Annotated in this window: 26 protein-coding genes; 8 read left to right on the plus strand and 18 right to left on the minus strand. The window is 49.0% G+C overall.

The features are described from left to right. The first annotated feature begins 68 nt into the window (after positions 1 to 68). Complete coding sequence (locus BGO59_RS18655) at positions 69 to 812, plus strand: EcsC family protein (protein WP_293685508.1); 744 nt, start codon at positions 69 to 71, stop codon at positions 810 to 812. A 171-nt stretch (positions 813 to 983) separates the two neighbouring features. Here the strand turns inward: BGO59_RS18655 and BGO59_RS18660 are convergent, their stop codons facing one another. After that, complete coding sequence (locus BGO59_RS18660; RefSeq protein ID WP_293685510.1) at positions 984 to 1,655, minus strand: PorT family protein; 672 nt, start codon at positions 1,653 to 1,655, stop codon at positions 984 to 986. A gap of 92 nt (positions 1,656 to 1,747) precedes the next feature. Between BGO59_RS18660 and BGO59_RS18665 the strand changes: the two genes are divergently transcribed. The 4 genes from BGO59_RS18665 (at position 1,748) to BGO59_RS18680 (ending at position 7,346) form a co-directional block, all read left to right on the plus strand. Beyond that, positions 1,748 to 2,665 carry an EamA/RhaT family transporter gene (locus BGO59_RS18665; protein ID WP_293685512.1) on the plus strand — a complete coding sequence of 306 codons (918 nt, stop codon included), beginning with the start codon at positions 1,748 to 1,750 and terminating at the stop codon, positions 2,663 to 2,665. A gap of 165 nt (positions 2,666 to 2,830) precedes the next feature. Further along, positions 2,831 to 4,405: a sulfatase gene (locus BGO59_RS18670; RefSeq protein ID WP_293685514.1), complete on the plus strand. Its 1,575-nt coding sequence runs from the start codon at positions 2,831 to 2,833 to the stop codon at positions 4,403 to 4,405. 91 nt (positions 4,406 to 4,496) lie between these two features. Continuing rightward, complete coding sequence (locus tag BGO59_RS18675) at positions 4,497 to 5,537, plus strand: formylglycine-generating enzyme family protein (RefSeq protein ID WP_293685516.1); 1,041 nt, start codon at positions 4,497 to 4,499, stop codon at positions 5,535 to 5,537. Between the two features lie 177 nt (positions 5,538 to 5,714). After that, positions 5,715 to 7,346, plus strand: coding sequence for an ABC-F family ATP-binding cassette domain-containing protein (locus BGO59_RS18680; RefSeq protein WP_293685518.1), 1,632 nt, complete (start codon positions 5,715 to 5,717; stop codon positions 7,344 to 7,346). Positions 7,347 to 7,476: 130 nt separating this feature from the next. Here the strand turns inward: BGO59_RS18680 and BGO59_RS18685 are convergent, their stop codons facing one another. Beyond that, the gene (locus tag BGO59_RS18685; RefSeq protein WP_293685520.1) at positions 7,477 to 7,767 is read right to left on the minus strand and encodes a hypothetical protein; all 291 of its coding nucleotides are present in this window, start codon (positions 7,765 to 7,767) and stop codon (positions 7,477 to 7,479) included. Positions 7,768 to 8,152: 385 nt separating this feature from the next. Beyond that, a complete protein-coding gene (locus tag BGO59_RS18690) occupies positions 8,153 to 9,340 on the minus strand; it encodes an amine oxidase (RefSeq protein ID WP_293685522.1) in 1,188 nt (395 codons plus the stop codon). 251 nt (positions 9,341 to 9,591) lie between these two features. Between BGO59_RS18690 and BGO59_RS18695 the strand changes: the two genes are divergently transcribed. Beyond that, on the plus strand, positions 9,592 to 10,770 hold the full coding sequence (locus BGO59_RS18695; protein ID WP_293685524.1) for a glycosyltransferase family 1 protein: 1,179 nt from the start codon (positions 9,592 to 9,594) through the stop codon (positions 10,768 to 10,770). A gap of 315 nt (positions 10,771 to 11,085) precedes the next feature. Here BGO59_RS18695 and BGO59_RS18700 read toward each other — a convergent pair whose 3' ends face one another. Beyond that, positions 11,086 to 11,535, minus strand: a complete 450-nt coding sequence (locus tag BGO59_RS18700; RefSeq protein ID WP_293685526.1) for a (4Fe-4S)-binding protein — start codon at positions 11,533 to 11,535, stop codon at positions 11,086 to 11,088. 78 nt (positions 11,536 to 11,613) lie between these two features. Then, positions 11,614 to 12,252 carry an orotate phosphoribosyltransferase gene (gene pyrE, locus BGO59_RS18705; RefSeq protein WP_293685527.1) on the minus strand — a complete coding sequence of 213 codons (639 nt, stop codon included), beginning with the start codon at positions 12,250 to 12,252 and terminating at the stop codon, positions 11,614 to 11,616. Positions 12,253 to 12,463: 211 nt separating this feature from the next. On the opposite strand from pyrE, the gene BGO59_RS18710 reads away from it, so the two are divergent. Further along, on the plus strand, positions 12,464 to 13,015 hold the full coding sequence (locus BGO59_RS18710) for a cupin domain-containing protein (protein WP_293685529.1): 552 nt from the start codon (positions 12,464 to 12,466) through the stop codon (positions 13,013 to 13,015). Positions 13,016 to 13,041: 26 nt separating this feature from the next. Here BGO59_RS18710 and BGO59_RS18715 read toward each other — a convergent pair whose 3' ends face one another. From BGO59_RS18715 to BGO59_RS18755, 9 genes are all read right to left on the minus strand, one after another. Then, entirely contained in the window at positions 13,042 to 14,325 is a 1,284-nt protein-coding gene (locus tag BGO59_RS18715) for a hemolysin family protein (RefSeq protein WP_293685531.1), read from the minus strand. 64 nt (positions 14,326 to 14,389) lie between these two features. Further along, complete coding sequence (locus BGO59_RS18720; protein WP_293685533.1) at positions 14,390 to 14,623, minus strand: hypothetical protein; 234 nt, start codon at positions 14,621 to 14,623, stop codon at positions 14,390 to 14,392. Between the two features lie 41 nt (positions 14,624 to 14,664). Then, positions 14,665 to 17,325, minus strand: coding sequence for a cytochrome c biogenesis protein CcsA (ccsA, locus tag BGO59_RS18725; RefSeq protein ID WP_293685535.1), 2,661 nt, complete (start codon positions 17,323 to 17,325; stop codon positions 14,665 to 14,667). After that, entirely contained in the window at positions 17,322 to 17,588 is a 267-nt protein-coding gene (locus BGO59_RS18730) for a hypothetical protein (protein WP_293685537.1), read from the minus strand. Before BGO59_RS18730 ends, ccsA (BGO59_RS18725) begins: the two co-directional genes overlap by 4 nt. Further along, on the minus strand, positions 17,585 to 17,782 hold the full coding sequence (locus tag BGO59_RS18735) for a hypothetical protein (RefSeq protein ID WP_293685539.1): 198 nt from the start codon (positions 17,780 to 17,782) through the stop codon (positions 17,585 to 17,587). Before BGO59_RS18735 ends, BGO59_RS18730 begins: the two co-directional genes overlap by 4 nt. Further along, complete coding sequence (locus BGO59_RS18740; RefSeq protein WP_293685541.1) at positions 17,779 to 18,219, minus strand: cytochrome c maturation protein CcmE; 441 nt, start codon at positions 18,217 to 18,219, stop codon at positions 17,779 to 17,781. Before BGO59_RS18740 ends, BGO59_RS18735 begins: the two co-directional genes overlap by 4 nt. A gap of 36 nt (positions 18,220 to 18,255) precedes the next feature. After that, positions 18,256 to 18,513, minus strand: coding sequence for a CcmD family protein (locus BGO59_RS18745; protein WP_293685543.1), 258 nt, complete (start codon positions 18,511 to 18,513; stop codon positions 18,256 to 18,258). Between the two features lie 67 nt (positions 18,514 to 18,580). After that, a complete protein-coding gene (gene ccsA, locus BGO59_RS18750; RefSeq protein ID WP_293685600.1) occupies positions 18,581 to 19,240 on the minus strand; it encodes a cytochrome c biogenesis protein CcsA in 660 nt (219 codons plus the stop codon). Positions 19,241 to 19,300: 60 nt separating this feature from the next. Beyond that, on the minus strand, positions 19,301 to 19,975 hold the full coding sequence (locus BGO59_RS18755; protein WP_293685545.1) for a heme exporter protein CcmB: 675 nt from the start codon (positions 19,973 to 19,975) through the stop codon (positions 19,301 to 19,303). A gap of 127 nt (positions 19,976 to 20,102) precedes the next feature. Here BGO59_RS18755 and BGO59_RS18760 point away from each other — a divergent pair, with 127 nt between their 5' ends. After that, positions 20,103 to 20,867: a TSUP family transporter gene (locus BGO59_RS18760; protein ID WP_293685547.1), complete on the plus strand. Its 765-nt coding sequence runs from the start codon at positions 20,103 to 20,105 to the stop codon at positions 20,865 to 20,867. 21 nt (positions 20,868 to 20,888) lie between these two features. Here BGO59_RS18760 and BGO59_RS18765 read toward each other — a convergent pair whose 3' ends face one another. The 4 genes from BGO59_RS18765 to BGO59_RS18780 form a co-directional block, all read right to left on the minus strand. Continuing rightward, positions 20,889 to 21,734: a serine/threonine-protein kinase gene (locus tag BGO59_RS18765; protein WP_293685549.1), complete on the minus strand. Its 846-nt coding sequence runs from the start codon at positions 21,732 to 21,734 to the stop codon at positions 20,889 to 20,891. A 39-nt stretch (positions 21,735 to 21,773) separates the two neighbouring features. Continuing rightward, positions 21,774 to 23,555, minus strand: coding sequence for an ABC transporter ATP-binding protein (locus BGO59_RS18770; protein ID WP_293685551.1), 1,782 nt, complete (start codon positions 23,553 to 23,555; stop codon positions 21,774 to 21,776). Between the two features lie 40 nt (positions 23,556 to 23,595). After that, positions 23,596 to 24,930: a hypothetical protein gene (locus BGO59_RS18775; RefSeq protein WP_293685553.1), complete on the minus strand. Its 1,335-nt coding sequence runs from the start codon at positions 24,928 to 24,930 to the stop codon at positions 23,596 to 23,598. A gap of 188 nt (positions 24,931 to 25,118) precedes the next feature. Further along, a complete protein-coding gene (locus tag BGO59_RS18780; protein WP_293685555.1) occupies positions 25,119 to 25,625 on the minus strand; it encodes a DUF3592 domain-containing protein in 507 nt (168 codons plus the stop codon). Between the last annotated feature and the right edge of the window lie 170 nt (positions 25,626 to 25,795).

Here is a 25,795-nt window from a genome sequence, read left to right on the forward strand (position 1 = left end):
AACTTACAACAGCCTGACTACAGGTTTAATTCGCTCAAGATATTACTTTTTAGTTAAAAAAAGCAAGTATGACTGCTTACGAACGAGCGGTTCGAAACGAATTGACCCGCTGGCAACAGGCCATGCAGAAGCCACCATCCTCCTTTGGAAAGCTCTCAACGTCGTTGCAACGCCGAATTAATCGTATTATTCCTGATCGGGTCCATGCCATTATTACAGCCACAATCAAGCAGATGACACGGGCGGTTTTATTTGGGGCTGAGTTTTTAAACAAGGCGCCTATTGAAGGGCAGACCCTCACGCAGCGCGATGCGGCTGTAGCTAAACGGATCGATTTCTACCGAAAGACCAGTGCGGCCGAGGGGGGCGTAACCGGGGCAGGTGGGTTTTGGCTCGGTCTGGCCGATTTTCCTATCCTGCTGGCTCTGAAAATGAAAATGCTGTTCGAAATCGCCAGTCTGTATGGATTCTCGGTGAGCGACTACCGCGAACGGGTATTTATTCTATATGTCTTTCAACTGGCCTTTTCGAGTCAGGAGCGCCGGCAGCTGGTATACGAGTATATTGCCAACTGGCCTGAACACAGCCGTCAATTACCAGAAGACATTAATCAGTTCGACTGGCTAACGTTTCAGCAGGAGTATCGCGACTATATCGACCTGGCGAAGATGGCTCAACTGATTCCTGGTATCGGAGCAGCGGTGGGCATTGTTGTCAATTATCGACTGATTAACCAGTTGGGCCGAACCGCCATGAATGCATACCGGATGCGACTCCTGGCGACTGATCATCCTTCATTGTTAACTGAGTAGTCTGGCTAAAAAATAACCAGTTTACGGCTTTTTGGGGATTTGGTAACCCAGGAATCCGGATGTTGCGGGATCATAGCCCATAATCTGTCTCGTAATGTCGCTGATTAGTCGTAAGCCAGTGGTTGAATTGGTAAAATACACAACGGCATCTTTGCGGCTACGATGGCGTTCTCAAAATGCATAAGCTGCATGCATCAACAGGCTGACTTCGAAAGAGTTGTCGTGCGTGCTGGCTCCGCCCAATTGCCCAAAGTTATAACTCCAGACGGGTTGTGCCGATACTGTATACCGATCGGTCAGTTTGTAGCGAGCCCCTGCCCCTAATAACCCCAGAAAAATAGGGCGCGGTTTGTCGAGTAGTCGTAAATACTGGGTCGATTCACCCGTCCGCTTCACAACCACTCGCGAAGTGATAGGGAGATCGACCAGGAAACCCATTGAGAAAAAGGGGGACAATCGTTTTGGCGACGAGTAGTAATTCAGTTGGATTGGGAATCGGACGACTCGTTTGTGAAGCGCAACGGTGCCTTCGCCCGCTGTAGGTTGCCGTTCTTGCCGAATGGTAAGCTGCTGAAACCAGATGCCTGACGAGTACGACCAGCCGGGGGTATAGTCCCGAATGACGGATACCCCAGCCGAAAAGCCGGTTGCCCAGCGGCTGCCGTTCAGGAAAACAGGTTCCACAATCTGCCCATCACTCTCTGGATAGAAATACCGGAATTTATACACCGTATGCGAAAACGTAGGGGAGACCGTTGCCGAAAGGGACAGCTTTTTCTGACCGAAAGCCAGTGCGATTGGAGAAAGGAGTAAGGCAAGCAAAAGACAGAACGTCCTGTTCATACTGAAACCGCTGAGTTCGGATGGGAAAGATACACCGACAACCGATTGGACCCATTAACTTAGCTCCAAAATTACCAATCTTACATTCGCTCATGCTCTTTTTAGCCCTTAGCATCCTGCTTTCGGTGCTGTTGCTGCTGAATTTTCGAATATTCCCCCGCTATCAGGTCGATACCTTTCAGGCCATTGTGTTCAACTACCCGGTCTGCTTTCTGACTGGATTGGCCCTCTTACCTGCTGGGCAGTCGTTCACCATTGATTTTTCGCAGACCTGGACCTGGCTGGCATTTGGCTTGGGGGTTGGTTTCATCCTGACATTCATGCTGTCGGGAGCCTCAACGCAGCGGATGGGCATTACGGCGACGTCGCTGGCGAACAATCTTTCGCTGGTGGTGCCGGTGTGCTTCAGTTTGTTTGTGTTTAAAACGGGCGGTAAGGTGTTCGATGCCCTGAACTACCTCGGTCTTGTTCTGGCCGTTGTGGCGGTAGGGTTAAGTACGTATAAGCCCGAATCGGCATCCGATCCTGGTGCAAAGCGTGGTCGATTAGGAGCCAATGTCCTGCTACCCATAGGCGTATTCCTATTTTATGGCGCCACCAACACCATGATCAACTACATGAACCTGCACTATATTCCTTCGACCGATAAGACCATTCAGGTAACTCTGACAATGGTAATCGGAGCAATTGTCGCTGGTTTGCTGATGCTGATCATTCGACTCATTCAGGGAAAAGAGCGGATTCTGGCTCGTAATCTGGTTGGGGCAGTTACGCTGGGTATTCCCAATTTCCTGAGTTTCTATACATTAGTCATGGCCCTGTCGGCATTTGGGGGCAATGGCGCATTTGTGTATCCGCTCTACAATATCGGCGTTATTCTGCTGGCTGCCCTTATGGCCGCTCTGTTCTTCAAAGAATCTCTCTCGACGGCTAATAAGCTTGGCCTTGGGTTAGCTGTTGTAGCGATTAGTTTGATTTCCTGGCAGGAGCTTGCCTCGCTTCGGTTATAATCCCTTTTGTTTCTTGCCTGACTACAAGGTATATGGCAGAGAAAAAATGACGATGCAATCGGGCGATTCGATGCGGGTAGTGGCGCAACCGATTGGCTATTTACCCGGTGCAGAGGTTAAATTCCGGAAATAAACGACTTTTGTTCCAACAAAACTCCTGAGTGTATGACGTTGAAACTGATGGCTAAGTCCGTAGCAGGGCTGGCTGCTTTGGGTACCTTGCTGTTTGTCGCCCCCGGTTATTTGCCTGAAAAACCGGCCCCTGTTCAGAAACCCGCCCGTCCGAACATTATTTTTATTTTCTCCGACGATCATACGCATCAGGCTATCAGCGCGTATGGAAGTAAGCTAGCCAAAACCCCCAATATCGACCGGATTGCCAACGAGGGGGCTATTCTGCATACCAACATTGTGACCAATTCCATTTGTGGGCCCAGCCGGGCTACGCTTCTCACAGGCCAGTTTAGCCACGTGAATGGGTACAAACTCAATGAGAAGGTATTCGATATCCGGCAGTCGGTATTTCCCGAAGAGTTGCAGAAGAATGGCTATCAAACGGCCTGGGTTGGGAAAATGCACCTGGGTTCACTGCCGCATGGTTTCGATTACCTGAACGTACTGCCCGGACATGGCCATTACTACAATTCCGATTTTGTGAACTCAAAAAATGAAACGGTACGCTATCCTGGCTATGTGACAAATGTGATTACGCAACTGTCGCTTGACTGGCTAAAGCAGCGCGACGAATCGAAACCGTTTTTTCTGGTCGTCGGTCATAAAGCCACCCACCGCGAGTGGTTGCCCGATATTCCCGATCTGGGGGCGTATGATAACCGCACCTTTCCCATTCCGCCAACTTTTTATGATGATTATGCAGGGCGCTTAGCGGCTCAGGATCAGGATATGACCATCGATAAAACGATGCGACTTAAAGAGGATTTGAAAGTTCATCTCGATTACGACAATAAGGGGGCTTTCAATGGCTATAATCGATTTACGCCCGAACAACGTAAACCCTTTCAGACCTACTATGATAAAATCAGTAAAGAGTTCGATGAGAAAAAGTTAACAGGTAAGGCCTTGGTGGAGTGGAAGTACCAGCGCTATCTGAAAGATTATCTGTCAGTAGCCAATTCCCTGGATCGCAACATCGGCGAACTGCTGGATTATCTGGATAAAACAGGGCTGTCGAAAAATACCGTCGTGGTGTATGCCTCCGATCAGGGATTTTACATGGGCGAACATGGCTGGTTCGACAAACGCTGGATCTACGAAGAATCGCTGAAAACGCCCTTCGTGATTCGGTATCCGGGTGTGATTAAACCCCACACGCACATCAACCAACTGGTATCTAATATCGACTGGGCTCCGACGATCCTCAGCCTGACTGGTACGGCTATTCCAAGCTATATTCAGGGCGAATCGTTTCTGCCATTACTGAAAGGCGAAAAGACAAATTGGCGAAAAGAAGCGTATTATCATTACTACGAGTTCCCACAGCCACACCACGTATCCCCCCATTTTGGCATCCGAACCGAACAATATACCTTGGCTCGTTTCTACGGTCCAAAGGATTTCTGGGAACTGTACGACATCAAAAAAGACCCGCACAACCTGCATAATTTGTACGGACAGAAAGGGTACGAAACCATTACGGCCGATTTGAAAAAGAAACTGACGGAGCAGATAAAGAAGTATAAGGACGATGAGGCTCTTAAGCTGGTTGACAGTAAATCGTAGTATAATCACCTCACCAACATGTCGGCCCGGCCTGATAGAAGGAGAGGGGTTGGGGTGGAGTAGCCTCTTGCTCTCCACGATTCTAATCACCATGGCAGGGTGCTCGTCTTCCAGCCAGACCGACGAAGAAAAGGCACAGGCTAAAGCTGATTCGGCTGCGGCTTGTATCGCGGAAGGAATGCCTTCGCGGGCGGCTGCTATTCGGCAGTCGGCTTCCGGGCCAGAGTCGGGTACGGGCACTACGGCTGGTATGGTCTGGATACCCGGTGGTAATTTTCTGATGGGGGCCGACGAGTTTGTGGATGCCCGTCCTGTTCATCCCGTTTCAGTCAAAGGATTCTGGATGGATGAGCATGAAGTGACCAATGCCGAGTTTGGCCGATTCGTTGCCGCTACGGGTTATAAAACCATTGCCGAACGACCACTCAATCCCGCCGATTATCCGAGTGTTCCGGCTGAACAACTTGTGCCGGGCTCCGCCGTGTTTACGCCACCTTCTCAGAAAGTATCGCTCGAAAACCCTTTACGTTGGTGGCAGTATGTGAAAGGAGCCAGCTGGGAGCATCCTGTGGGGCCATCCAGCACCCTGAAAGGGCATGAGAACGAGCCTGTTGTGCATGTCAGTTATGAAGATGCACTAGCCTACGCAAACTGGGCTGGGAAACGATTGCCTACCGAAGCCGAATGGGAATTTGCGGCCCAGGGGGGCAAAGGAAATCGGACCTATTATTGGGGGACGGAACTGAAACCAGCTGGAAAATGGGTAGCCAATATCTATCAGGGCAGTTTCCCTGACCATAATACCTCCGAAGATGGGTTTACAGGGGTAGCGCCGGTAAAATCATTTTCGCCTAACCCGTATGGGTTGTATGATATGGATGGCAACGTGTGGGAGTGGTGTCAGGATTTTTACCGGCCCGACTATTACGCGAAGCTGGTGAAAGACAATCCAAAAGGGCCGTCGGACAGTTACGACCCCGACGAACCCGGGGCGGTGAAGCGGGTGCAGCGGGGTGGCTCCTTTTTGTGCAGTGATGAGTATTGCATTCGCTACAAAGCGGGCAGCCGGGGCAAGGGCGAAGTGACTAGCGGAAGTAATAATCTCGGTTTTCGTTGTGTACGGGATAAATGAATTTTCTGACAGGATTTACAGGATAAAACAGGATTGGAAAATTTGAAAGAAAATCCTGTTTTATCCTGTAAATCCTGTCGAAAAGAAAAGATGTAGCATGCGCTGTTCGAGGCTGACTACCCTAAATCCCATTAAAAATGCGTACCTTTGCGGTTCAATTGAACAGATAATCAGGACATGCTATCGGTACAAAACGTCTCACTTCGCTATGGTAAGCGGGTGCTATTCGACGATGTAAATATAAAATTCACTTCCGGCAACTGCTATGGCGTCATCGGTGCCAACGGAGCTGGTAAATCAACGTTTTTGAAAATTCTGTCCGGTGAAATCGAGCCGCAAACGGGTGGCGTATCTATCACGCCCGGTGAGCGGATGTCGGTGCTAAAACAGAACCAGTCAGCGTATGACGAATATCCGGTGTTGCAGACGGTAATTATGGGTAACCAGCGCCTGTACGACATCATGCAGGAAAAAGACGTGCTCTACGCCAAAACCGACTTTACGGATGCCGATGGTGAAAAAGCCGCTGAACTCGAAGCCGAATTTGCTGAAATGAACGGCTGGGATGCAGAATCTGATGCCGCAACGCTGCTGTCGGGTTTAGGTATTAAAGAAAGTATGCACTACGCCCAGATGTCGGACCTGAACGGGTCGGAGAAAGTGCGGGTGCTGCTGGCGCAAGCGCTGTTTGGCAATCCCGACATATTGCTGCTTGACGAGCCAACCAACAACCTCGACGTGGAATCGAGCATCTGGCTCGAAAACTTCCTGGCCAACTTCGATAATACCGTGATTGTGGTATCGCACGACCGGCACTTCCTCGATCAGGTCTGTACACAAATCGTCGATATTGATTTCAGTAAAGTGAAGCTCTTTGCCGGCAACTATTCGTTCTGGTACGAATCGAGCCAGCTGGCGCTGAAACAACGGCAGGATCAGAACAAGAAAACCGAAGATAAGCGGAAAGAACTGGAAGAGTTTATCCGGCGGTTCTCGGCCAATGCTTCGAAATCCAAACAGGCTACCAGTCGGGCCAAGCTGCTTGAAAAGCTCACGATTGAGGATATCCAACCTTCATCGCGGAAGTATCCGTATGTAAACTTCAAATCAGAACGGGAACCCGGCGATCAGATTCTGACGGTTGAAAACCTGACGTATACGGCCGAAGATGGCACTAAATTGTTTGAAAATCTGTCGTTTACGGTCAATCGGAAAGACAAGATTTTTCTCTATAGCCGCGATGGCCTGGCCGTGTCGGCGCTGATGGATATTCTGGCGGGTGAGCGCAAAGCCGATTCGGGTACATTTAGATGGGGTATTACGATTACCATGTCGTATTTCCCGACGGATGCCGAAAAAGATAAGTTTTTCCAGACAGATCTGAATCTGGTTGACTGGCTGCGTCAGTACTCGGCGGAAAAAGATGAAAGCTTTATCCGGGGTTTTCTGGGGCGGATGCTGTTTTCGGGCGAAGAGTCACTGAAGAAAGCCAGCGTATTGAGCGGGGGTGAAAAAGTGCGGTGTATGCTGTCCAAAATGATGCTGTCGGGCGCTAACGTGCTGATGCTCGACGAACCGACGAACCACCTCGACCTCGAATCCATTGAATCGCTCAACAACGGTCTGATCGATTTCAAAGGTCCGATCCTCTTTACCTCGCACGACCACCAGTTTGTGCAGACCATCGCCAACCGCATCATCGAAATTACCCCGGCGGGTATTATCGATAAACTGATGACCTACGATGAGTTTATATCCGATGATCGCGTAAAAGCACAGCGTGAGGGGTTATACGAAGCAGTGGCCTAGTTTCTGACTAGTTACTTATAGAACGGGGCTGATGCATGCATCAGCCCCGTTCTATAAGTAAAACCGCATGGACACAATCGATTGTCTATAGCAGGGAGTGGTTCAATACCTACGCTTATCACTCAACTACTCAGGAGTGACTAGACAGAATCAGTACAATTTGGGTGAACTCGGCTAATGAAAGCGGGTGACGAATGGGCTTTTCGGCCTGAAACTGGTTCCAGTGAAAGGTTACCAGGAAATAGATAGGGCCGCTTATACTGGATTGTTTGCCATTCAGGTTATGTTCGATCAGGAGTAATCGTTTGGGGTGAAACTGGTAATGACTGACTAATTCAGTCGCCAGGCTGCTCACCCCGTTAGAATGATTGATAGATTGATCGGGCCAGGAAGCAATTACAATCTGTAACTTCCTGTCCATTCGAATCAAACAGGAGTACATTTGATGGTTGGTGGCTTGAAAAACCACTACACATTCCTCCATAGGGTATAAGTCAGCCGGTTTATGAATGTTGCAGAAGAATAGAAAATAGCCATCTGCCAATGACAAATGGCTATTTAGTCCGCATCTGGATCAGAGATGCATTTCCAACTTGAATGTTCTGTAAACGCGTATGAATAACCCGTTGGGATCAACCAGGGTAACAGCAAAATTAGATGACTCCTCTGAAACTATACCTGTCCAACCGATTAGAAAAAAATTAGAGTTGATTAGAATTCTATTAGAAAATACGCCTGTGGCAGGTGATAGCAGAATGAGCTATATTGCTGATTAGTAACGGCCTAAAGTTCGGCTTTGCTTGATCTTACAAACTCACGCCCATGTATTCTTTTGTGACTACTCCATTGCATAGTCGTTGGGCGTTGATGAGTGCATGGGCATAGGGAATATGAAGCACGCGACCTGGTGGGTTACCTGTTAAATCGGCATCCCAAAGACCAGCCTGGTGCCAGTAATCAAGATGATCCCAGTCGGGACGGTCAATGATCGGGTACAGACAGATACCCCATAATGGTACACCTGCCTGCAAAACGGCGGCACACTCCTCGGCAATCATGGTTATCCATTGGGGGCGATGCTCTCCAGAATGACTGGTTTCGGTAAGCGCAATCGGCTTCTGATACCGGTGGTGGGCTTTCATAAGGAGTTTTCGAAGCGGCAACCAGCGTGGGTCTGGTATGGCGTCGCCCCAGGGCAGATAGTCGGTAAAACCCAGTATCCACTGATTGTTGTAGTAATAATTGAAACCCAGTATGTCCAGATAGTCAGGTGAGCCGCCCAGATCGGGAGCCAGATAGCCCGCCAGCATGTCAACAGCCTGGAATTGGGCTTCGTCGGCAATGGCTGCTTCTATTATCTGGTCGGAAGTAGCATCAAGAGGAGGGACAATCTGAACCAGCGGCTCAGTAGTCAAAATGCGGACTGTGGGGTCTAGCTCACGCATCGCGGCTACGGCTTCAATATACGCTCGCATTAGCCCTCGTTTCACCTCCCATCCCTGATTGATGCAATAAGGCGTGGTCCCCCGCGCATCGCCCCCGAGCCAGGAGATAAAACTGACTTCGTTGATAGGGGTTACAACCAGGTCTTCGTCGGGATAATGGTCACGGTAAAATTGGACAAACGCTCGGCTCATGGCGGCAAAACGACGGGCAAATAAGGGGTGCAGGGGGGATAAGTCGTCGGGATACCCAAAATGACATAAATCCCAGATTTGCTGAACACCGAGTTTATGCCCCGTATCCAACAAGGTTTTAACCACACTCCAGTCGTATTGATACGCTCGTTTCTCGACCTGACTCCAGCGAATTCCTTCCCGAACGGTTCGAATATGAAACGGTAAAAGCCGACGGTAATCGGCCTCGATCAAGTTCAGGTGTCCGGTTTGAGTCAGTAAATCGACCCGATGACCGAAACAGTTCAACTGATCAGCGCATTCAAAGCCCGCCCACCAGAACGACTGGAAGGGGTTGTGGTGTAGTGATGAATCCATAAATGCCAATGCGGTACCATTCCAGATGTGTCCTTATGCGAAAGTGTATTCGTCTGGAAATTGTTTGTGGATTGTCTGGTTTGCCATGCTTGGGCGGACCGTCTGCTAACAATTCAGATGAGAAACGAGTCTGTTCGGATTGGATTCCGGCGCAGCGTTAACAACCGTACGCATACACCGTTCATACTCCTGCGACGATTACCGCACATTGCCTTCGGGCTATGTTCATCACTTATATCCTTCAACAGCCCATGTCCGTCCCAAATTTGAAAAAAGAAAAGGCCAGTCCTGTTTCTTCTCTGCCTGTACAACCTACTCATTTAATCGATCAGGAGGTAACCGATTTAGTGTGCTTTTCCCACCTGCGATGGAATTTTGTTTTTCAGCGTCCACAGCATCTGCTGAGTCGGGCCAGCCGTCAGTGGCGGGTCTGGTTCGTAGAAGAGCCGATCTATGGCGATACCGACCAATTGGAGCTTCGTTCCATTGCCCCAAACCTCACCGTAGTTGTTCCCCATATCCCCCACGGTAGCACTCCTGAAAAAAGCCTTGAGCTACAACGAAGAGCGGTCGATCAACTTATGGTTCAGCATTCCATTCAGGATTTTATAGCCTGGTACTACACACCGATGGCACTGGCATTCAGTCGTCACCTGAAACCCCGGCTGATGATTTATGACTGCATGGATGAGCTGTCGGCTTTTTTGGGGGCTCCGGCGAATCTGCTGGAACAGGAGAAAGAGTTACTCAAACGGGCTCATCTCGTATTTACGGGCGGACTTAGTCTGTTCGAAGCCAAGCAGGGCCGACATGATCATGTATTTGCGTTCCCCAGTAGTATTGATTTTAATCATTTTTCACCCGCTCGAAACGAACTTCCTCTGCCCGCCGATTTGGCATCCATTCCGGGGCCGCGCATTGGTTACAGTGGTGTAATTGACGAGCGAATGGATCTACATTTACTCCGAGCTCTGGCAGAAAAGCGGCCCGACTGGCAGTTTACGTTGTTAGGGCCCGTCGTGAAAATTGACTGGGCAAACTTACCACAGGCGCCTAATATTCATTACCTGGGCTTTAAGCAATATGCATCGTTGCCGCATTATTTTTCTCATTGGGATGTAGCTATCATGCCATTTGCCATCAATGAAGCTACCCGGTATATAAGCCCTACCAAAACCCCCGAATACCTGGCGGCTGGCCTGCCCGTTGTATCGACGCCAATTCATGACGTGGTGAGTATGTATGGCCATCTGACTCCTGTTGATATTGCGAATTCTTCTGACGCCTTTGAGCAGGCCATTGCCAGAGCCCTGCTCGAAAACAACTCGTGGGAGGAAGTCGATGCGTTTCTGTTGAGCCATTCCTGGGACACCACCTGGGCCGAAATGAGCCAGCTTATCCAGTCGCAGCTAGCCTTGCTGTTCGAATAAAGAGTCGGGCAATACATTGCGAAAAGTGAGGCAATGGGCCGGGTATTGGTGGTACCCGGCACGGAATGTACTAGCCAATCTCTATCTATATTTTTGTGAGCACTGGCTTTTGTGAGCGTTCTGATTTAGTAAAGTGTATTGGAATCCGCAATAATATTGATCGACAATAATACCTGGGAATAGCCTACAAAAGCGAATCCTGATTCGCTTTGTTACCACATACCCGTTAAAGAAGGCAGTTTTGTTCTGTAAAGTACAGTCTGAACTTCAGCAGGACAAAACTGCTTTGTTACCCTTCTACTCTGACAGTATAATTCAACCCAAAAAGCCAATTTTAACGTGTGTTCCATCGCAGTAAGGTTTATTACTGCTGCCACCGCATCGGCAGAAGGCGGTTACTTTATTTTTCTGCGTTTCGTGACCGCTGGCATCTTTTACCCTGAGATTCCCATATACCAAAAGAGGGCCATTGGGCAAGGGTTCTACAATGCTTTCCGCCTGAATATCGTCGACTTTAACCGGCTCTTCATTTCGGTAATAGCTCAGAGCTTTTGATGGACAGCGATCGATCTGGTCAGCAATGCGTTGCGTCGCTGCCCCGTCCATATTGACCCACGGACGTTTTCTCGGGTTGAATACCTCGACTAACTGCGTCCAGCAGATTTTGGAATGAATACAGACGGACGGTTTCCAGACCACGGTAATCTCGCCATTCGTATAGGTTTTGGTAATGTCGGGTGTGGGGGAATGTTCAGATTGGCTCATACGAATTAGTTGGTTTGTTTAAGTTATACAGTTTTCAGTCGCGTCCGTTTGCTGAAATCCGTATACCGGAAACTGTATTTATTTCCCCCATTCGGACGGATTCTGTCGCCAGGCTGCTAACGATTCCATCGCGTCGGCTGGAATATAGTCAAGTGCCTGAGCTTCCTTCAAGAGTGCGTCATAATTACTCAGGCAAACCAGCGGCACACCTTTATTGGCAAAGTTCTGATCGGCTATCGGAAAGCCGTAAGTGAAAATAGCCGCCATACCCAGCACTTCAGCACCAGCCGCTCGTAGGGCATCGACCACTTTAAGCGAACTGCCACCGGTCGAAATTAAGTCTTCAATAACGACTACCCGCTGACCGGCCGACAGATGACCTTCGATTTGTTTCCCCATGCCGTGTGCTTTAGGTTCAGGCCGAACGTAGCAGTAGGGCAGGTTCAGTACGTCGGCAACTAGCACGCCCTGAGGTATGCCCGCTGTAGCGACGCCTGCAATCACATCAGCCGTTGGAAACTGTTGCCGTATGGCCTGGGCCAGTGCGTTTTTAATAAAGCTACGAACCTCAGGGTGGGCGAGCGTAATCCGATTGTCACAGTAAATGGGTGATTTCCATCCTGAACTCCAGGTGAAGGGCTCAGCAGGGCGGAGCCGGACGGCCTGTACAGCCAATAGATGCTGGGCTACCGTTTTTTGAATGAGTGAAGAATCCACAGAGTCATAAAATAGTAATGGTCAAAAGTAAGCAAACTCCTTTGGTCCATCAGCACCGATGTGCGAATAATCGATCGATCCTTGGTTTTCAGACAAACAGAAAGATGCGCTTCGGTCGGGTTCATGAGCCATTTGTTCCGTTTCATCGGGTGAGGTATTGTAAACAGCTGATGCATTCCGTCAACTTTAACACGCTAAAGGAAAAACAGATATGGCTTACGCTACTAAACAAATCCACAATACAAGAACCGGGCAGACGATTCGCTTCCTGAAAACGAGCGAGGATACCGATGGGGAGTTGCTGGACATGGAGGCTACCTTCAAAGTGCACTCCAGAGAACCAGCACCCCATTACCACCCATCGCAGGTTGAAGATTTTACGATACTCGCCGGTGAATTAACCGTCCGGATCAGTGGTCAGACACGGATTTACAAACAGGGGGAGTCATTCCGCATTCCGAAACAAACGATCCATTCGATGTGGAATGAGGGGGACCAGCAAACGGTGGTGAACTGGCAGGTTCGACCGGCATTGATTACGGAGTATTTTTTAGAAACGGCTACCGGACTGGCGAATGAAGGCAAAACCAATCAGGATGGAGTGCCAACGTTTTTGCAGGCAGTTCTTTTGCTGAATCGGTTTATGGCAGTTTATCGGCTCCCGAAGCCTGCCTTTGCCATTCAGAAAGTAGTCTTTACCGCGTTAACGCCATTAGCCTACTTGTTTGGTTATCGACCAACGTACAAAAAGTATATTGACTAAGAAGGGGTGATGGAGTAACCATGCGGTTATTTTTCACGATTCAAATGTACTTTAACCGTATCGATTCGAGTGCCATCCATAGAGACTATGGTGAACGTGAATGGTGAAAATTCAATAACCTCGCCAACCTGTGGCACATCTTCGTGGGTTGCCAGAATTAAGCCGCCCAGTGTATCATAGCTGCCTTCGGGGATATTCCAGCCGTAGGTTTCGTTCAGACTGTCGATTTCATGACGGGCACTTAGTAGCCAGGTACGTTCATCGAGCTGTTGCTCAACCCAATCTTCGTTGGTGTCATATTCGTCCTGAATTTCACCGAAAATCTGCTCTACCATATCTTCTACGCTCACAATGCCTGCCGTTCCACCAAATTCATCGACTACCAATGCCAGGCTTTTCCGCTCTGACAAAAACCGCAGGAATAAGTCCTGGGCGGGCATGGTTTGGGGAACGGTAATGATTGGCGTAATTATTTCTTCAATCGTGGCTGGTTTTTTGAACAGGGCCAGTGCATGGCAGTACCCGATCACGTCGTCGATGGTATTGCGGTATACGACAATTTTTGAATGACCGCTGTCCTGAAAGGCCTGCCGTAGTTCCTCAACCGAATCGTCGACTGCAACGGCCGCAATTTCAGTGCGTGGCACCAGACAGTCGCGTACGCGCACATCCCGAAACTCAATGGCGTTGTTGAAAATCTCGGTATCGACCTCCACCTCTTTTTCGGCGTCGGCTTTTTGATTAAGCTGCTGAAGATACTGATTGAGGTCTGTCAGGCCAAAAACGGGCCGAATTTCCGGGTTTCGTTTACCGAGAATGTACCGAATGAAAAAGCGAGCCGTCCCAACCAATACCCGGACAATAGGAGCAATGGCTTTATAGATTACCCAGAGTGGAACCGCCAGCCCTTCCAGAAATCGGTCGGGGTGAATGAGCGCCAGACTTTTGGGGATGTAATCGGCAAACGGTAAGAAAATAATGGTGAGAATAAGCGTCTCAATGGTAATGATGACAAACTCGTGCGCTGCCCAGGCAGGAGGTAGTATCAGTGCCAGTAAGGGATTCAGGGCCATGACGCCTAACACGGTGTACAGAACCAGAAAAAGCGTGTTGCCGGTCAGCGTGGTGCCAATAAACAGAATTGGGTTTTTCAGGAAGCCCGACACTAATTTTTCGCTTAACGGGCCTTGTTTGCTGTGGAGTTCAAAGTACAGCCGGTTTACGGATACATACGCCATTTCGACGGCTGAAAAGAAGCCGGCCAGGACAAGAGCAAGTAAAGCACCAAACAAAAGGGCGTATGATTCCATAGACAATGAAATGTGAAACATGAAGGGTGAAGAATATTTATTTCTATTCTTCACCCTTCATGTTTCATTTCTTTTTCTTCTTCCGTTCTTCTATCATTTGTTTGATGGTAGGAGAAACGGCTTTTTCTCGTTCGAGTCGTTTATTTTTAAAATATTGGAAAGACAGCAGAAAGCCCAGACATAGCATCAGTAACCAGTAGCTTTCGGCAAACGTTGTACGCTGATACTCCGCGATCCAGAGAATCAGAAAACCGGCAGCCGCCGACAGGAGTAAAATCTCAGAAAGTTTTAACTTCATGGTTCGTTAGTCGTCAATGCCTACCGGCTGACGACTGTAGGCTATCTACTCTTTTGAAATTCCCGATACCGACGGACCGTTGAAATGCTCAGACCAAGCACAACGACCAGCGTTCCTATCCAGAGAATATTGATCAGCGGTTTTTCAACAGCTTTCATGACGATATAATCGCGTTGGGTGCGGTTCACAGCAAATGAGAATTTACCCGTGCGTGGATCAATTTCGTTCAACTGAATGCGTACGCCAAGTTCATCACTGATTTCGGCGGGGTGGGCAACCATCCGATTTTTGATGACAAAGGCAGGGGTAAGCATATGCTCGCCATTTTTATCGAGCACCCGTACATGCGCCCGAACAGCCGCATCTTCTGGCCCTACCTCAATACCGTCAACTTCGTTCGTGCGTACCACATCGTCCAGAATAGCCACATAGTCGTTCAGGAAGAAGGTGTCTTTGATCGCTACAGAATAGGTTTCGGTTTTTTCCCACTTGTTTTCAGCATTTGGGTCAGGCACCGACGATACATAGGTGTACATATCCCGATCGACTTTATGCCGAATATCGGGTGATGCCAGCAGCCCCATGCGTTCGTTTACCTGAGCGCGTGGATACAGACTAAATACTTTTCCCCCTGGTTCCCTGTATTCAACCTCATAGTAGGTGTTTTCAGGGTAAAGAGCCAGGGTATCCCCTTTTTTATAATAGACTTTGCCATTCTGCTCAATATCCCGTTGGGCAATGCCGTGAAAATCACCTTCGATGACCATCACATCCTTGCGGGAAAGATACCCCGGTACGTCGCGGGCTTCGATACGCTGGCCCCGGTAGGTTAGCTGGTAAGGACCCATGCGTTCGGGTTGATTCAGCCAGAGCAGTGTATTCTCCTTATTTTCTTTGTTGTCGTTTTTGGTGAACTCATCTTGCTTGGAAATGAGTAAGCCGGTTGTATTCAGCGAAATAACTTTCGAAAAGCCTGCCGAATAGAGAATACCCAGTAGCATCAGGGCCATACCGATGTGGGCAATGGCTCCGCCCGAAAACCGATAATTTCCCCGGATAACGCCAATCAGGATGGAACCGTTAGTAACAAGCGCAAAGACTGAAGCCACCAGCAGTGCCATGTAAACTGGGTTTTTCATCGACCCGAAGGCAATCAGACCGGCGCTGATGAGTAGCGTGATGATTCCCGGTGTAATAAGCGCATCCCATTTTTTAGCTTCAATTTTCCGCCACCACATATACTGACCAACGCCCGTCAGCAGGCAAATGGCAACGAAAAACCAAATCTGGAATTTATTGTAGTGGGCAATCTGATCAGCCGGGAGAGCGAGGTTCGTGATTTTACCGAACGATTCCAGAATCTTCGTATATACCGGGATCGACGTAGTGGCAATCACTTGAAAAGCGGCCAGACAAAGAACAGTAGCCCCCATAAAGAGCCAGAACTCTTTGGTATAGACCGATGCTTCCTTTTCATCGCTGGGAATGAACTTCCACTTGCTGGCTGCCAGTACAATCGAAACGGCCACAAACACCAGCAGGTAAATCAACAACTGGCCAGAAAGGCCCAGGTCAGTAAAGGAGTGAACCGATGCATTGCCCAAAATACCGCTACGTGTCAGGAAGGTAGCATAGAGTACCAACAGGAATGTGCTGATGGCCAGAATTATAGCGGTTTTGAGGCCTGTGGAGCTACGCTTGGCAATCAGCATGCCGTGAATAGAGGCTACCATGACAAGCCAGGGAACATAGACCGCATTTTCGACGGGGTCCCAGTTCCAGTAACCGCCAAAGTTGAGTGTTTCGTAAGCCCAGTAACCACCCATCATGATGCCTACGCCCAGGATCATAGCACCAAAAAGGGCCCAGGGGAGTGCTGGCCGAATCCATTCGGACGGTTGGTTCCGCCAGAGACCTGCTACACAAAACGCAAACGGAACCAGGGTCAACGCAAAGCCCAGAAACAGGGTAGGCGGGTGAATGACCATCCAATAATTCTGGAGCAATGGATTCAGGCCGTTACCATCTTTCGGAATAAAATTAGGGTCCGTTGCGAAGATCGGCGCATCGGGCATGGCGTCCCGCAGCAATAGAAAAGGCGATGAGCCAATTTTGAACGAATCACCAAACACAACGCCCAGAATCATAGAGGCAAGGAAGGCCTGGACTAGCGCAAAAATGGTCATCATGGGCGCTTCCCACTTCGACCCGGCGGTACGAATCAAAACAGCGCCCAGCACCGCATTCCAGAATAACCAAAGCAGAAATGAGCCTTCCTGGCTTTCCCAGAAACAGGCAATCATGTACTTGATCGGGAGAGCCCGCGAGGAATGGCTCCAGGCGTAATGATACTCGAAATAGTGATTGAAAATGATGTAGAACAGACAGACCGCAACACCCACAACTGCAGTACCATGCAGGTAGAAAGCCCAGCGTGCCAGCTTCCTCCAGTCGTCCCGTGCGGGGGGCTCAGTGATCTGAACAGTGGGCTTCGCTTTTCGTTTGGCGGTTTTACCTCCGAAACTGGCTTCGTTGGCCGATTCACCGGCATAGGCTAACTGAGGCTCCTCGACTGCCTGGGTCTCAATTTTAGCAGGTCGTCCAAGAGCCGACAAAAAATAACCCACCGTTGCCACCAAAGCCGTGACAAAGGATAAGATGACGAAAAAGTGGCCGAGGTTCCCGACAGTTGTGTGTATCATTGGCTAATTATTCTATCGTATTCGGCATGAGAGCCAATCCAAAACCAATATAGTTCATCGCTTTCCCGAATGGCTAATGCACGGAAATGATCGCCTACTCGTGCTGACCATAAATTCTCTTTATGGCTTAATTCTTTAAAATGAAGTGATGGATGAAATGGATCTGCTTTTAAAATCTCGAAGTTTTTATCGGCTAAATCCTGAATAGCATCGGGTAAAGCATAATACCTTTTCCAAAACTTAGTCGTGGTCCGATGATTCATAAGGGTTTTGTTCGCCCCTGACGAATATCTTCTCTAGCTTCATTTAATAAGGCATCCAGACGTCCGGCTTCTACATCTCCTTTTATTTGTTTGTCCCAGCGATCATGAAAGAAATCAAAAAGTCGATTCAAGAGCCCATCCAACTCGTCGGTAGGCAGTTCTTTGGCTGCCTTTTCAATTTCCTGTACGCTCATAATTGTGCTGTTTTAGCTTCGTGTTCAGTCGTTTCGAGCTTGTTGTTCTGGTATTTCGACGGACACTTCAACAGAATTTTCTTGCACTGGAAATGATCACCCTGCATCGCTCCGATAACCACAACCTGCTCCGAACGGTCGAAGTCCTGAGGTTTAGGGCTATTGTAAATCACTTTCTGAGCCCGTTGATCATTATCGACCAGCGTAAACTCAAAATGGTTGGGGTCGATAGCCGGGTTGTAAAACATATCGACAATCTGCCCGTGGGGGTCCTTTTTGAGTTTGCCGACAACGTGAATCATTTTTTCGTCACCGTCCTGGGCCATTTTTTCAGCCTTGGTAAAGGTCGTGTATACACTGGCGTCACCTGCCGTGCTGGCAATCACTCCAATAGCAATGGCGATAACGATAATGCCGATAATGTGCGAAATTTTCATGGGATTAGTACTTGTTAGCTGTGGTTTGTTTGGGGCTTAATGGCTGATTACAGACGACGATTTTTTCCTGACGTCCTTTTCCAGTTTGCTGATTTGGCGGTCCAGCCGAATCAGATAGGTGACAATTCCAGCAAATACGGCTGCAATCACGGCAACAACCACCCAGATTTTACCATCGGCTCTTAACCGATCAGCCATTTCAACACCGTCGGCAACGGGCTGCTGGGCGAATAGATGCTGGCTGAGTAACAGAAAAGCGGCTAGTGGCGCTTTTCGTATAAATGACAATCGCATTTGACTACGAAATAGTTAGAAAAATAACGCAAAAATACACTGAATCATTCACGAACACTACATGAGTTTACTCATCGAGGGCCGCTTTTATTCGTCGATAACGCACACGCAGTTGTGTTATCCAGACACCTAGCAATGTAAATCCGATAATAGCCGGATAAAACACCATACGAAGTCTATTGTCCATGTCGTATTTGCCGAAAGCCGGATTACCCCCATTACCAGGGTGTAACGAGTCGGTTAGTCGGGGAACAATGAAAATGAGGGGGATGAATACCGCAAAGGCAAAGATGTTGTAGACAGCCGAAATACGCGCCCGTCGCTGCTCATCATCGAACGATCCCCTTAGAATCATATAAGCCATATACATGAGCATGGCAATAGCCACACTATTCAGTTTAGGGTCATTGGGCCAGGGTTCGCCCCAGGTGAAATTGGCCCAGATCGACCCCGTAGCACAACCTAAAATACCAAACAAAATGCCTGTATTGGCAAACTCAACGGCCACAACATCATCATCGAACCGACCATTGCGAAGGTAGCGAATGGAGTAAATGGCAGATGTCAGCAGCAGGGTAATCATCCCAAACCAGAGCGGAACGTGAAAGTACACATTCCGGATACTCTCGTTCAAAATCGGTTGCCGGGGCACTACACCCAGCATACCTTGCAGAATCACATAAGTCAGAATCAGGACGGCCAGAGCCTTCCACCAGTTTTTATTCATAATGTAACGCGGGTGAAAACCCGCATCTTCAATTAAAAAGCGGGTTTCCACCCGCGTTACTCAACTCCGCCATAAAAACGGAAACAATAACCAGGACACAGTCAGCACAATAGCGTCAATAGCCAGTACTGTACCTATTTCGCTCCAACTCACCGATCGGTCGAGGCCATCGAGAGCATTTTTGGCAATCTTTAACAACGTTAGCAACAAGGGCAGAATGATCGGGAAACTCATCACCGCCATCAACGTGGCTGGGTTTTCTGCTTTGCTGGCAATACCCGATACCAGTGTCAAGGAAGAGGCAAAGCCGATGGCACCCAGCACCAGAGTTAAAAGGTATAAAGGCATATCGCCTACCGGGTTTCCCAGCACAAAGGCATAGACGCCAAACCCCAGAAACGCTAATACCAGCATCAGCAGGGTATTGTATAGAATTTTTGACAGGATGATCTGCTGGGGGCTGGCGAGCGTGTAATAATAAAGCTGCCGACTGGCCCGTTCCTGCACGAAACTTTTGGCAATAGCGTTGATGGCCGTAAATAGCAGAATAATCCAGAATAGGGTATTCCAGACAATGGGTGTCAACTGGCCACGGCGGGCATTAAAGCTTAAATAACAGACAAATACGGCACTGACAATGTAAAGTAGCATACCATTGAGTGCGTAGCGTTGCCGCCATTCGAGCAGAAACTCTTTCCGCATCAACGCGCCCATTTGCCTAACCGATTCGACCATACCCTGTTGTTTGTTACCGCAAAGTTACGGCAGGCAGAGGAAAGGAGGAAAGGAGATGAGGAGAAAAGCTGTGAAGCGTACAACAATCTGGTTCAAATGATGATCTTTGCCCTTCATTCGTTCATGCATGGATTACGGTTCAATCGGTACGCTTTGTTTCTTCTCGTTTTTGGCGGGTTTCATTGATGCAATCATTGGGGGAGGAGGGTTGATCCAAACGCCCGCCATTCTGTTTACGCTTCCCCAATACCCGGTTCCTACCCTGATTGGAACAACGAAAATTCCTTCGCTATCGGGTAGTCTGATGGGGGCTTTTCAGTACAGTCGGCGGGTGGCTGTTTCCGGCCGCTTTATTGGGCCGATGATGGCCATTGCCTTTGGGGCTTCGTGGTTGGGAGCGATGACACTGACACGGGTGCCGAACAGTTTTATGAAGCCATTGGCTCTACTCATTCTGATCGCTGTCTTTATCTACACGTTTACCAAAAAAGAGTTTGGGCAAGTGCCGCAGGGCGTAGTTACGGAGCGGCAACAGCGCATACGCATGTGGGCAATGGGGGTAATTATTGGGTTTTACGATGGGTTTTTCGGGCCCGGAACGGGTAGTTTTCTGGTACTTGGGTTTATTGCCCTGATTGGTTTCGATTTTCTGAAAGCCAGTGCGCATGCTAAACTGGTCAATGCGTCGACTAATCTGGCCTGTACGCTTTTCTTTTCGCAAAAGGGCTATATTCTATACGCAGCAGCTATTCCCATGGCAGTCGCTAACCTTTCGGGAGCGTTTCTGGGAGCCCGGCTGGCTATCTTAAAAGGCAACCGATTTATCCGGGTATTCTTCCTGCTGGTCATAGCGGCCACCATCCTACGCTTCGCCTGGGATTTAACCCATTAGCCCTGAATCGGGATGTGGGGGTTATGACTTAATTTTCATCCACCATTTTTGCATGGGGCCCATCCAGTCGGGAACGTCGAGCCGCGAAGGCTCCTGAATGATTGCCAAAACCTGTTGGGCCGTTAGCCGACGTTCGGGCGATACGGTGAGCAGTTTCTGAATCAGTCGTTCGCTGGCGCGGGACAGGTTAGGATTTAATTTAACTGGCGACAGATAGTCGGCCTTTTGGATCAGCCGTCCGATCTCTGATTCTGTACTCCCGCCAAAAGGTGTATAGCCGGTCAGCATTTCATAAAACAGAACACCCAGTGCCCAGCAGTCGGAAGCGGCAGTGCTAATACCCGAAAACTGCTCGGGAGCCATCGACGCCATCGTTCCGACCACGTGCCCCTGGCGGGTCAGTCGGGGGGCGTTGGTTAGTCGTGCCAGCCCGAAATCCAGTAATTTAGGCTGACCTTCACGCGTGAGTTTTATATTTCCGGCTTTCAGGTCGCGGTGAACAATTTCCCGGCTATGCAGATAATCGAGTGCAGACGCTAGTTGCCCCAGAATTTTCCAGGCTGACTGTTCCGGCATAGGGCCATTTCGGCGGAGTGTTTGCTGGATTGTTGGGCCTTCTACATACTCCATAACCAGGCATGGAAGCTGACCTTCTACAAAAAACTCATAGATCAGAGCGACGTGCGGATGGCGGACGGACGCCTGTAAAGCCGCTTCGTTCCGAAACCGTTCGGCCTGCTCCAGTCGGCTTAACAGCTTAATCGCAACGGTACGCTGCGTGGCGTCATGGATGGCCTGATACACCTCGCCCATACCGCCCGAGCCGAGCCACTGTACTAACGTATATCCTCGAATAGGTTGATTCATAATGAATTAAGTTCCGTGTTTTACGTGTCAAGTATGAAACTAACCTAACACCGTAGCCGCCAGCCGGCTGATGTTTAGTGTGCGTGCGTTGGAGTCGATAATATCCCGGTACAGTCCTTTAACCTGGTAAAGCGATTCGTGAGTGCCCTCGCCAATTACGTCGCCCTCTTCCAGTACGTAAATCTTGTCGGCATCCATGATCTGGCTGATGTTATGGGAGATAATCAGCACCGTTCGGTCTTTCTTGATTGCATCCAGACTTTCCTTGATTTGCTCCGTCGTAATGGCATCCAGGCTGGCAGTGGGTTCGTCGAGAAACAACACGGGCGGGTTTTTCAAAAACAGCCGGGCAATGGCGATGCGTTGTTGCTGTCCACCCGACAACGACCGGGCCTCGGTAGCATAACCATGGGGTAATTTGAGAACCTGTTCGTGCAGACACGCCTTGCGGGCCGCTTCAATCACGTCTTCGTGGGTAGCTTCCAGGCGACCGTAGCGGATGTTTTCTTCAATTGTTCCGGCAAAAATGTGGTTCTTTTGAAGGACCAGGCCTACATTTTCCCGGACAAACGCGCTGTCGTAAGCCGACAGTGGTTGCCCATCCAGTAATACCTGTCCCTGGGTAGGATCATAAAAACCCGCCAGCAGATTCAACGCCGAACTCTTACCCGCTCCCGATAATCCTACAAGGGCCGTCACTTTTCCCGGTTCCAGCTCAATGGTGACGTTACGAAGGGCCTGTTTTCCATTCGGATAGACGAAATCCACGTTCCGAAGTGAAAAATGCCCTTTCCAGACCGAGCTGGTTAATGTACCCGTCTGGGGTAGGTAGGCGTTGTTTTCAATCATATCGAAGAAGCCTTCGGCATATACAAGGGCTTCGGTGTATTCGTCGTAGATGCGGTGGAGATGCCGAACCGGAGCCGATACGTTGTTGAACAGCATAATATGCAGCAGAATAGCCCCAACGGTCATTTGTCGATTCAATACAAAATAGATGGTGACAACAAAGACCAGTATAATTCCGACCTGTTCGGCCACGCTTTTCAGACCGTCGAACAAATAATTGGTGCGGTGGTGACGGATTTCGTTTTCGCAAAGGCTGCGGTTGATGTCGCGCTGATGTTGCTGTTCATACGTTTCCCGCACAAAGGATTTGACAACGAAAATGGATTCCAGCAGCCCGAACAGTGCATTGGCTTTGTTTTCCCGAACCTCCTGAATATTGCGTCGAATTTGTTTCTGGCGGTTAGTCTGTTCGCGACTGATGTATGCGTATAGAGGCAACACCAGCGTCGCCACAAGCCCGACGCCAATATTTTTATTGTAGATCAGAACCAGGGCAAATACCGCATTGGCTAACATCGGCACTATATCGACAAACAAGTTTTTGACGGTTTTGGTCAGGTTTTCGATGCCTTTGTCAATCCGCTTTTCGAGCTTGCCGGTCTGGTTCTGATTAAGCGCAAAAAATGATAAATGGTAGGAAACAATCCGGCGGATGGTGTAATCATAGAGGTCGGCCGCCATTCGAAAGCGGATGCGATCACTCAGAAATTTTTGGCCTAGCTGAACCAGTAAACTCAGTAATTCTTTAGCCAAAAGAATAGCGACCAGCGTGCCAACTACCCAGCTTACCTCTCCTTTGTCGATCGGGTGTTTCAGCAGCCCCTGAACGGTATTGACCGTATACTCCATCACCAGGGGAGTTACCTGGGCCAGCAATGCACCAATGGTGGTTAGCAGTAGGGCCAGCACCAGACTACCCCGATAAGTACGGATAAACGGCCAGAGTTTTTGAATGAGTAACCAGGTAGACATGGGTGTAGCGTGGGTTTAAAATCGATCCGAAGTCGTTGGATTATTTCATGTTGATATGGCCCACAAACTCCTGCGTATTCATCCGGCCATCGGACTGGTAATCGTAGAATAGTTCGGTCATGGAAGCGACAATGTGCGGATCTTCAGTCAGAAAGGCGGTCAGTTTGGTAGCTCGTCCGCTGGCACTTGAGCCACTACCGAGGATACAGACGCACAGCCCACGGAAGATGCCGGGTTTATTTTCGCGGGGGGCACTGATAAACAGTTGAACCGGAAGTGTTTTGTTGACTTTAGACACCCGGATGCCCAATTCCTGCATTTCCTGGATTGCCTGCGAATGATCTTTGTATAACTGGCTAACGAGTAGGGCCTTAGGGTCGGTAGCATCTTCGGTCGATGAGGCTACCAGAAACCGATTATGATGTGGGATATCTTCACGGCTAGTCAGAATTGCGTTGCTTCCGGGACGGTACGTTTCGACCGAAATGTGCTCGTTGACGACTTTACCGAGGTATTTCAGAAACGCATGGGTAGCGCCTTCGTTCTGGTCGTTAAGGGTGACGAATTCTACATGGGCATCGCTTCCCATATTTTGCAGATACAGAGCTGCACCTTTTAGTTTATTTTCAATATCGGTACGGTCGCGCTGGAGGGCTTCGGCTTTGCGGGCGTAATCAAATTGGGTAGCATTCCGCAACTCATGGGGTTTCAGGTTGGCGTGTTTGGCCACATATTCCATGCGATACGGAGCAATACCTTCGATGCGGGCCGTGTTGGATAGCACCAGTAAATCATTCCCCTGCGACTGCGCCGACTCGACCACCTTGCCAATCCCTTCCAGGAGTTCATCGGCACCTTCCATCAACTGCACTTTTTCGTTGACCTTGCCGCTTACATCAACCATCAGTGTATTCAGTGACTGGGTAGCCTGAACCAGCAGATTGGTTTGCGTTTTGATATGCTCCATTTCCTGCTGATTGATCTTCTCTTTCTGGCGGTTGGCTTTCTCAGTCGATACCGTTACGAACAGGCCAATGAAAATCCCGACTATACCCCCCAGCAGACCAGCAATGTCAAGCTCGCGAATGTAGCGGTCGATACCGGGGCTGAAATAAACGTTCTGATCCGACCAGCCTCCAGTTTTGGGGTCGATCTGGAAGTTGGACAGGTAATGCGCTGAATCATTAAACACGTAAAACCATTTGAAACCCAGAGAAATCAGTAAAGCCACGAAGGGAATCATAAATAGGACTGTAAACAAAACAGGATGCCGACGAATGATTTCGTACAGAACGGTGAAAAAGCCTTCATCTTCCGTTTTAGGATCGACGCCGGTAAAGGCGGAGGCAGTAGGAGTAGGCAAAGCGTGTTGCATGAGTTCTTGATTGTTAACGTGTTACAAAGTTCTCCCGTAGTTGACTGCGGTACTATCCACAAAGACCTACATACTGGCTATAGGAAAACCTATAAATTGAGAAGTAAAGGGAATGAAAAGCGGGGTTGATAAGCGTCGGCGTATCCCGAACCAGCCGATTGTCAGGAAGAAGTGATAATCCGTAACTACTATTGACCAGTTAACGAAAGAAGGGTATCCGCGTCATTCAGGGCAATCGTGATCAGGGCTATGGCACTCAGGGTCAGTGCAACCCAAGGTAAAACGTTGTCAAGGAATACGGCCTGTTCCCGAGCCAAAGCGGGGTTAGTGGGCTTGTAGAATAACCGAACAGAATCACCTACTGAAAGTTGGGGTGCATACGGGCTGCAATGTATAGGGTAGGTGTAGGTAGTGGCATCAATCACGTAAACTACAGTGAGTGTATCCCACAATTGGCCAAACTGGCTTTTTTTCTGCCGACCAATGATCATACCTGTAACGGAACTAGCACCACTGAACCAGTTTCGCTCGCATTGATACGTGCGAATCAGTATACATACAGGAATCAGAGCAATCAATAATAAAGCAGCAGGATGGCGCCATGTATTGGCCAGGTAACAGGCAAAAAGCCCTGCCTGACTCAACGCAGCTCCCAATAGAGGGGCGGCCAGTTTGAATGAATTGGTTGTGTTCATGTGCGTTTGGTTTTTAGAAAAGGCAAATGATCAAAGAACATGACAAAGGTCATATCCTGCCTTTTGCTGAACCATCGGCAAACACCTACATTTGGCCTACAGGAAAACCTATAAATTTCATCTATATGGATTTTGTGGGAACCTTCCTTGGATTCTACAACTTTACATTG

The sequence above is a fragment of the Spirosoma sp. 48-14 genome (assembly GCF_001898575.1).
Classification (GTDB): Bacteria; Bacteroidota; Bacteroidia; order Cytophagales; family Spirosomataceae; genus Spirosoma.